We start from the raw sequence: 8,293 nt of genomic DNA, 5'->3' as shown, positions 1-8,293 counted from the left end.
CGAGATCGCGGAAAAACAGCTTGGGATCGCCCTCCGCCTCGACACTGCCGAGAATCTGTTTAACGAGATCGACGGCGAGCTTGGACTTCCGCCATATGGCCGCCAGACGCATCGGATGCCAGGGCGCGACGACGGCCGCCGGCCTGCCGCCGTCGATTGGCGCGACGCCAATCATGAGTAGTGGCTTAAGCAGTTTATCGCGATTTCGATCGCCCTTGGCGAGGGTAAGGACGGCGTCGAGCAGCGCAGCGTATGCTGTCGTCTGATTGAGGACGGAGTCGGTGCCGCCTCCTTTGGTCGAAAAGTCGACGATTGAGAGCTTGTAGGCGCTTTCAAAAGTTGTAAATGCCTCACCCAACGTCTTGGCATCTCGGGCGGACAGATAGGCTTGATCAACGCACTCGTCGAGATTCTTGCGCCAAAGTGCGTCGAGATTCCGGTCAGGCTTGGGTGTCGGTACGAACGAGCCACGATCGCGATCGAACGCCGGCATGAACGTCTTTACGTTGGCCAAATCGATCGTTTTATCGGCGGTGAATTCACGCTGCGTGCGGCAGGCCGTGAAGGGATTTTGGGTCAGCCGCCCCCAGTCGTCGATCAGTTGGCTCGCGACGTATGAGGGGTTATAGCGCCAGATTAACTGCGTGGAATGCTTTTGGATGCTGTCACCATCGGTCGTTGTCTCCAATTCGACGACGAATTTGAGCTGCAGGGCCGGTTTGGCGGTGGACGTGTTGAGCTTGTTTTTAGCCTTGTCGGCCTTTTTCCAGTCGGCGACAAGCTTGTCGAATTCGAAAAGATCACCGACATCCCAGTCGATCATTCGGCCGAACAGCCGACGTAGGCCGGCGTAGCGGTGCGCGAAATAGAGACCGGCTTCATAGTTGAGAGATCGCAGGTCTCTCTTTGTCGCCGATTCGCATTTTATTTTCAGCTTGCGCTGATCGCCCGTCGGCATGCGGTTGTAAAGTGGCTCCATGACCGCGCAAATTCCGGCGATGAAGTCAAGTCGTTTCGATGGGGCGGCCATATACGAAGCGATCCCAAGCCGACTTCAGTTTCTTGTCGTCTTTGATTTCGCTACGGTGGGCTTCATAGAACTCTGTATCTTCATCGATTTTTTCCGACCGCTTGGACAAGAGCTTGAGGTATTCCAGCTCCTCATCCTCTAGCTTGTCTTCTTCGAGCTCACTGAAGAACTCAAGCGTGTCCTTGCCAAGGTTGAATTTCTCGCGCTGCAGGCCATCGAAGATCGGCTTAATTTGCTCCCAATCTTGTTCTGCTAAAGCTTCGGCCTGGGCGTTCCAGCCGCTGGGCGCCCCGATAAAAGCTTCGATCGCGGGATGGCAGACATTTGGGATCTGGTGCGCAACCTTTTCGAAAGCGTTGCGCAGGTCTTCTTCGGTAAGTAGAAGCTGGCTTGAGGTCTGCTTGAGGAGCGGTCCAGATCGCCTCTTGTGAGCGTTGTTGAATTGCTGCTTCCATGCCGATACATGGCGCGCTGGCGCTCTTTGAGGCTTCCGAAGCACGCAGGGTCATTGGGGAGACGCAGCGCCGGCATTGCGGCGCCCAGCGCGTCGATGATTGGGCGACCGGACTCCTCGTTTTCCCGGCGGGTTCGCAAGATGTAGGCCGCAAAGCGGTCGATCGAGACGATTCGAAGATCGCGGAGTCCTGCCAGCGCTTTTGCCCACCATTTTGCTGTTCCTGAGCAATAGGCAGGCCTTTTGATGCCTCGCGAACCCAAAGGTCAATTCGCTCGAGTAGCTCAGGAGGGCCAAGTTTCGCAATTTCACGGATCGAGGCGTCTTCGCCATGTTCGTGTTCGCAGCGATAGGCAGCCTTCGGACAATCAGCGTTTCGATAGTAGGTGGCACCTTCGGTCGTCAGCGTCTCTTCGGGCAGACCTTGGCCGCTCACAAGCGAGATCGGCAGCTTGATGTCGATGCGGTCATCGAGAAACGGATCCGCGAGCACGGCGCGTGCGACGGCCGCAACCTGTTCGGCGCTGAGATTGAGCACGTAGCGCGCAGTCGACTGCACTGCGCCCGTGTCGGCCTGGAGTTCTTCGCGGAGATAGGCGGCGGCGACTGCGCCGACGAGCGAGGCGACGTTCATACTGCGGATCTCCGCAAGGGATTTTCGACATAGGCGCAGGCGTCGGAGAGCCGCCGCAGCATGCCGATGGTCTTGAGGCGATTTTCGAGCCGCGAGGCATTGGCTTGAAACGCGCGCTTGTCAAAGTCCTCCGTCGTAATGGCAAGCTGTCCCTCTTGCTCCCCAAAGACGAGGCCGTAGCGGTCGTAGAGGCGGCCAAGGAATTGGCCATAGTCCATGCGGACCGGAACGTTGGCGAGGATTAAGGCTTTGAGGAGTTCGTCGGTTTGGTGCGTAACGCAGCCGATTGGTACCGCGACGCGAGACCAGCCCTGCGCCCCGTCCCAGGCTGTTGTGGACGTTCGCCGTATGCTGGCGATGGCGCCGCTGCGCTGTGTGACGCAGATTTTCGAGGAGAACATCAGGATCGACTGGCCCGGTGTAGTCCTCGTCGGGCCAGCGAACTTTTTCTCGCATGATTTCACGACATGCTCCAACTCCCGACTGCTCTGCCGCCGCAACGATCCATTCCGGCGACTTGCCAATGTTTCGCACATAGGTCTCGACAGCCGAAAGCGATAGTTGGTTGTTCGCGATGTAATTGCCTGCGGAAAGCTCGCGGACAAGCGTCTTCTTGGGCGCGACAACTTCGCAAATGAAGTGGGGCTTGGGTTTGTCGCAGACGTGGGCCGCTACCTGCAGCTGATAAAGGGTGATATGCAGTGCTCCCAGGATCGTCAGGTAGGGATAGGCGTCGAATCTCGGGAGCTGAAGCTCTAGAACGGCCAGCCAATCCTGGGCCAGCACGTCAAAGGCGGGATGCTTGGCGTAAGGCAGTAGCTGCCGCTTCGCGTATGCCGCTCCTCTGCGACTTCCGGCTGGATGAGTTCTGTCAGGCGATCACAGGAGTCACGCCGCTCGAACAGATGTGCAAAATGTCGCGCGAGTTCGGGCGCAGCGCTTGATCGCGCGAGCATCTGATAAAGCAGATCGCCGTTGCGCGTGAAATTGATGTATTCGCGGTTACCCTCAGTGTTGAGGTCTTCATAAATCGCATGGCGCCCGAACGGGAATACGAAGCGCGAACTCCATCTCTTATTTATGCTGCTTTCGATCGTCGCAGAGCGCAGCATTTCAATGACTTTGACGAGCTGTTCGAAGTTCTGAAATCTGTTCTTGAGGTAAGAAAAGTCGCGGTGAGCGACCATTTTGGAGTTGCTCTGCATCCACTCCAGCCATTTAGCCCATGCGGTTTCGTTGTCGGGATAACGATCGGCGATCTCCAGCAGCTTGTCGTTGTTGAACAAGAGATTGCGCAGATAGGGCCGTTGCGCCGGCCGGAAGCTGAATGGAAATTGCGTCGCGTCGGCTGCGAATAGCTGTCCGGTTGCATGCGAAGCTTCTGCGACCGAGAGAAATTCGAGGAATAGGAGCCATGGATCCTGCTCCCAAAGTCGATGGCCCCAAATCTGCTCGTCGAGCCACATGTCGTTGTCATCATGATAGCTCGCCGGCGGCGGAGGAAGCTGGACGATTTCAGTCATTTGAGATCTCTACGACTTGGTCGATGGCGCTGCCGCTGATATCCAGGGCGAGAAGCCGGAATATAAGTCCATTGTCATCGTCGTCCAGGGTATGGCGGCCGATTGCCGCAGCCGAGAGAAGTGCGCTCTTGAACGCCAGCAGATCCTCGTAGCATTCGCGAGAGAAATTGCCTGGCAGCGCGCCTTCGCTCACGCGCATGAGGAATTCGTAGCGGGTGAGGTTGAGTGCCAGCGATCTCGTTTGCCCGTTGGGCAGCGTCACGATGAGATGCGGAAATTCGCGGCACAGGGCCATTTCGACTCGCTCCACACGCCCGTGGGAGTTGATGGCGACTTTGTCTTCGAGCAGTTGGCTAATCTTGGCGCCGGAGTGCGACAGACTGGTCGCTAACAGCAGCTCGCTCTTTGTCGTGGTAAGGAGTCCAGTGAAAATGCGGTTGAGCCCATTTACGAGCTTGCTGACCGTTTGACGCGAAACACGCCGGCCGTCATTTAGCGGTTGCGAGACATCGTGAAGATATTCGCCAGCGCTATGAAAAACGGTTAAACGCCAAAGTTTCAGTTCGTTGGCGTCTGCATCTGGAATCTTGAAAAACAGCCCGCGCCTTTGGTCAACGAGCATGTCCAGGAAGGCGTGCCGGTCACCGTTCTGCGCCTCTGGCGTCTCGATATAGCGGCGTTGCTCGCCGCGATATCGTTCGGTTGCACCGTAGAAGCCGTCGACCTCAAGCAGGTCATGAAAATGTTGGGTGACGTTCTCGTCTTCCGAACCGAAAATCAGGTTTTATCGATCAGGTTCGTGGTCCCAAAACCGATGCCGAACCGACAGAGATAGTCGAAAATTTCTTGCGCATCGCGTTTCGCGCTCTTTAGATTGGCACCAAAGAGATTGGAGAAGAGGTTCGCCCTGTGGGTTTCTCCAGCGTCGATGATCTTGGGCACGTTAGAAGCAGACATGAGTCCGTCCTTGGCTGCTGGATGGCCTAGGATAGCGTTGGCAAGCAGTAAAAGGACGCGTCGGATCGGCGTGTGGAGCTCGTTGAAGTCCAATAGCCGGAATAGCGCTACAAGGCGGGAACGTACGAGCGGGTCGCTTAAAAGCTCAAAATTGTGCCTGATCGGGCATCTGGGGCCGAAGAATCCGTTCGGTTGCGCTGCAGCATAGCAACTCTGCCACCCATCGTGGCTTAGGAGTGAGTCGAGACAAAGTGTCAGTACGCGCGCACTGGACACGGCGCTGAGATTGAAAAAATGCAGGCGGCCGGTCGGCTCTGGATCTTCGTCATTCATGAGCCGTGCTTCGAATAGCGCCAAGGCGCGCTGCGAAGCGCCGTGGGTGCCGAGCTTGCGCCAGTTTTCGACGAGCGGCCCATCATTTGCGGCGACTAAGAATAGGTTGGACGAGGGCTCGAATAACGCAGAACTCAGTTCCTGCAGAAGCTGAGCTTTGGACCCGTCAGGATCATTCTTGCAGAACGGGGTCAGGTCACGAATGAGGTGAAGCGTATAGGTGTGACCATTGATAGTCACAGGCAGCTTGAAATAGGACGTATTGCTGGCCCAGGCGTCGGGTGAGCCTCCCAACGCTTCCCAGACTTGGTAGCAGAGGTAGCTTTTGCCGTCGCCAGCTGTGCCGGTGAGTATGACAACGCCGCCGTGGCCTTCTTTGCGGTCAGTGAAGGAGGCGAGTACGTCGCGACTGAGCGGATGTTCGAAGGCGATGGGAGTGACGTTGAGCTTCTTCGACCAGCGTCGAATCTCCTCGTCGTACATGTTCGCGTTGCGCGCGAGAGGGCCGTATTGCCTGACGAAGCTGATCCATTTTTCGGCGTCGATCGTCATCATCATTTCTCCAACAGCATTAAAGTAATTTTCCGGAGATTTTTGCACTCCAATTCTGACTCAGCAAACGCTAAGATCAACACTCTTATGGGATTCCGAGAACTACACCGACAGGAGCACCAATTTCACGCCGTTTAGCGTGGACGTAGCCGAGCAAGAATAACCACCACCGAGGAAACCCAAGGCAGCTTCGGGCGCGAGATCGCAACGCTCACTCACAGTTAATCATATCTGGATTGCGTTGCAGCCACTTCTGCAGCTCCAGCGTTTCCCACCTCCGCAACTGTCGCTGGCTGTTGGTTTCCTCCCACCGGTGCAGCATCTACCGCCGTTGCAGCGACCTCATGCACCTGATCCGAAGCGGCGTCCGGTGCAGCAATCAAGGTATCCTCGGTGGAGGACTCATCCTCCGTGGCCGTTGCGAATATAAAGACAATGAGCGCCGGCTTATCACCCCCTACCTTTTGTTCGTCCGCAATGTTGCTATATGGGGACGCACTTCGCGCCGGCACAAGAGCAACAGCTTTACCTTGTCCATTCCACTTTTCGGCAAATGGATACGCGGTCACATCAAGCGGCGCCTTCGGGGAAGCTTTCTCGGGAACCTTTTGCTTATGTCCCCGGATAACTTCCGGCACATCCTCACCCAACACCATATCCAGCGTAGCTTTCCCTGGGACGGTCGGATGTTCCTTTAACCAGATGGACAGAGCCGCCATGACTTTATGCAAAGTTGGATCAGAAATGATGTACATCAGCCACTTCTTGCGATGTTCATCGTCCCATCGCGACAATGCAGCAGCGTCGGATTTGTCGTCCGCATAAATCTCCCGCCATCTTTCACCGTCGGATACAAAGCACTTAATGCGGTGCGGGACAAGGGCATTCGGCGGTTTCTGCGTACCGACTCTGCTCAGGTCGGACGTCACCGCACGCTGCAATTGCAATGCAAAAACAGGCCGCAAACGTCCTTTTCACGAGCGTAGAACACTTTGCGGATCCGCGGGCCCACGCGCGATCTTCGTCGTCCCATATATGCAACTTCTTCTTTTTCCACTCGATCGTAATGAGCTTTTCCGGCGAACGCGGATTCTTCATGACAACGATCGGGAGGTCGTCGCCCGCAATCAGATTAGCGCCGGTCTCAAAATCCTTAACTTCTCCCTCACAGAGGAGAATACTCTTCCCCTTCAATCGGTCGGGACGGACCAGATCGCAAGCCGGGGTAATGATCGCAAAGGCCCGTGTGGGCGTTGGTAGATTCAAGGACTGGGCTTCAAAGAAGATATCGCCGGTAAAGAAATGGCCATTTGCTGGACCGTTCTTGTTGTCGTCTTCCGCCAAAAGCATTGCCTCGGAGTGCAGCATATTCGCCGAACACAGCTTGGCAGCAGCAGGCGTAATACCGAACCGGGCTCGCGGAAGCGCTTCAACGTTCAGACTATCCAGAACCTTCGCCAAGTCCCAAACCTTGGCTTGGCCCTCAACCTCATGCGCCAAATACTCGAGGAGCAATTCCACGATGTATGTACCTAGTTGGGGTTTTCTCGACGGCAGCGGTGTTGTGATACAGGACAAAGTAATCTGCCAGGTCCAGAGCTCTCAACTCCGCCATCACGTTCTTTCCGGCCTGATAGACGGCGGAAGCCACGTCTTCCATGCTTCTTCTGAGTGCAGAAAGCTGGTCTAACGACTTGGTATAGCTGGCAAGAATCCGCTCGAGTTCATCCGCATTCGAAAACGTCGCCTTGTCGATGTCGTCGAACTCGGATTGAAAGAGTTCTGCGCCCTTTCTGAACTCCTCACGCTTCTGACCTAGGGCCAGCGGCAAGGATGACATCAAGAACACAAAAGGCCGGCTCTCTGGGTGCTCGGCCTTCAGCTTGGTGCAGACCTCTACCGCATCTTCATGCCTGGGCGAGCCCGCGATGCCTTCTTTCAGCTTAAGATCAACAAAAACCACATGAGGCGCAGTGCTACCTTTGGGGTCGTAATCGCTGCCGAAAATCTCACATTTGATACCGGCATTGTTCAGCAATTCAAGCAATGGCTTAAGCTGAGCGCGCTTCCCCTCTGCGAATAACGTGAATTGATCGAATAAAGCAGATGCCGCTGCGGGGCCAACTCCGTGCGTCGCCGATACAACGCCAGTGTGCTGTCGATCCCATGCAGGCTTTCCCGTACGCCATCTTCATCGCCAGGCTGCAAGCTAAGCACAGTGCAGACGCTGTTGAGTGCGTCGTCGTCGATATTATCCAGAACAGTCTGGATTTCTTCAGGAGGTTAGCGGCGACGTTGGAGATGAATCGAACGCATCATCAACAATATGGGCACATGTGATGTTGCGCTCCGCCATAAGCTCCTTAAGACTCATCGACGTCCTCTTTTAATTCGAGTTGAAATGTATTAAATCGATTTTCATGCGGTTTTCCGATGTCGACCAGACTCAGCGAGCCGCCCATCATTTCCGCGCACTGTCGGGCGATATACAGTCCTAGGCCCTGTCTTCTGGACTTAGAGCTGCTCTTCGTCGAAAAGAACGGTTCAAACACGGATTCTCGGCGACTCTTTGGGATACCTGGGCCGTTGTCTGCATAAATGATCCGTGTCGGATTGCTGAGGATCGCGATTCTAATTTTCGGTTGAAATGCAGGGTGCTCTTTCTTTTCCAGGTCGAGCCAGTAGATGGAATTGCTGATCAAATTCTCCAGAATCTGAACGACGTGGCCCTCAATTACAAACCCGATTGCATCAAAATCAGACCAGCTGGACAAGGTGTATTCGACATCGTGACGTTCGAACTGGGCGAT

General features: G+C 55.4%; 11 protein-coding genes. 1 reads left to right on the top strand and 10 read right to left on the bottom strand.

Features of this window, described 5'->3' with window-relative positions; all coding sequences use genetic code 11:
• Positions 1-1,030 (bottom strand): DNA translocase FtsK (locus IPQ00_03270; GenBank protein ID MBL0239586.1); only part of this gene is annotated, 1,030 nt, incomplete at its 3' end.
• Entirely contained in the window at positions 1,005-1,529 is a 525-nt protein-coding gene (locus IPQ00_03265; protein ID MBL0239585.1) for a hypothetical protein, read from the bottom strand. The genes IPQ00_03270 and IPQ00_03265, both read right to left, overlap by 26 nt.
• A 286-nt stretch (positions 1,530-1,815) precedes the next feature.
• Between IPQ00_03265 and IPQ00_03260 the strand changes: the two genes are divergently transcribed.
• A complete protein-coding gene (locus IPQ00_03260; GenBank protein ID MBL0239584.1) occupies positions 1,816-2,151 on the top strand; it encodes a hypothetical protein in 336 nt (111 codons plus the stop codon).
• Here the strand turns inward: IPQ00_03260 and IPQ00_03255 are convergent.
• The 8 genes from IPQ00_03255 to IPQ00_03220 all read right to left on the bottom strand — a co-directional run.
• Entirely contained in the window at positions 2,115-2,654 is a 540-nt protein-coding gene (locus tag IPQ00_03255; GenBank protein ID MBL0239583.1) for a hypothetical protein, read from the bottom strand. The two genes, IPQ00_03260 and IPQ00_03255, sit on opposite strands and share 37 nt — an antisense overlap.
• Before the next feature lie 219 nt (positions 2,655-2,873).
• A complete protein-coding gene (locus IPQ00_03250; protein MBL0239582.1) occupies positions 2,874-3,641 on the bottom strand; it encodes a hypothetical protein in 768 nt (255 codons plus the stop codon).
• On the bottom strand, positions 3,634-4,263 hold the full coding sequence (locus IPQ00_03245; protein MBL0239581.1) for a hypothetical protein: 630 nt from the start codon (positions 4,261-4,263) through the stop codon (positions 3,634-3,636). Before IPQ00_03245 ends, IPQ00_03250 begins: the two co-directional genes overlap by 8 nt.
• A 155-nt stretch (positions 4,264-4,418) precedes the next feature.
• Complete coding sequence (locus IPQ00_03240; GenBank protein ID MBL0239580.1) at positions 4,419-5,489, bottom strand: hypothetical protein; 1,071 nt, start codon at positions 5,487-5,489, stop codon at positions 4,419-4,421.
• Positions 5,490-5,704: 215 nt separating this feature from the next.
• Positions 5,705-6,238, bottom strand: a complete 534-nt coding sequence (locus IPQ00_03235) for a hypothetical protein (protein MBL0239579.1) — start codon at positions 6,236-6,238, stop codon at positions 5,705-5,707.
• Between the two features lie 106 nt (positions 6,239-6,344).
• Complete coding sequence (locus tag IPQ00_03230) at positions 6,345-7,004, bottom strand: hypothetical protein (protein MBL0239578.1); 660 nt, start codon at positions 7,002-7,004, stop codon at positions 6,345-6,347.
• A complete protein-coding gene (locus tag IPQ00_03225; protein ID MBL0239577.1) occupies positions 6,973-7,530 on the bottom strand; it encodes a hypothetical protein in 558 nt (185 codons plus the stop codon). The genes IPQ00_03230 and IPQ00_03225 overlap by 32 nt, the downstream gene beginning before the upstream one ends.
• 316 nt (positions 7,531-7,846) lie before the next feature.
• Positions 7,847-8,293: sensor histidine kinase (locus IPQ00_03220; GenBank protein ID MBL0239576.1), on the bottom strand; the 447-nt coding region annotated here is incomplete at its 5' end.

It is taken from the genome of Chloracidobacterium sp., from assembly GCA_016720705.1.
Lineage (GTDB): Bacteria > Acidobacteriota > Blastocatellia > Pyrinomonadales > Pyrinomonadaceae > OLB17.
This window is presented reverse-complemented; position numbering and strand designations above follow the sequence as displayed.

Excerpts from the sequence above, each read along its gene's own strand:
- IPQ00_03260 (MBL0239584.1), top strand. The coding sequence starts at position 1,816 with ATGTTCGTGTTCGCAGCGATAGGCAGCCTTCGGACAATCAGCGTTTCG.
- IPQ00_03255 (MBL0239583.1), bottom strand. The coding sequence starts at position 2,654 with ATGTGCGAAACATTGGCAAGTCGCCGGAATGGATCGTTGCGGCGGCAG.
- IPQ00_03250 (MBL0239582.1), bottom strand. The coding sequence starts at position 3,641 with ATGACTGAAATCGTCCAGCTTCCTCCGCCGCCGGCGAGCTATCATGAT.
- IPQ00_03245 (MBL0239581.1), bottom strand. The coding sequence starts at position 4,263 with ATGCTCGTTGACCAAAGGCGCGGGCTGTTTTTCAAGATTCCAGATGCA.
- IPQ00_03240 (MBL0239580.1), bottom strand. The coding sequence starts at position 5,489 with ATGATGATGACGATCGACGCCGAAAAATGGATCAGCTTCGTCAGGCAA.
- IPQ00_03235 (MBL0239579.1), bottom strand. The coding sequence starts at position 6,238 with ATGTACATCATTTCTGATCCAACTTTGCATAAAGTCATGGCGGCTCTG.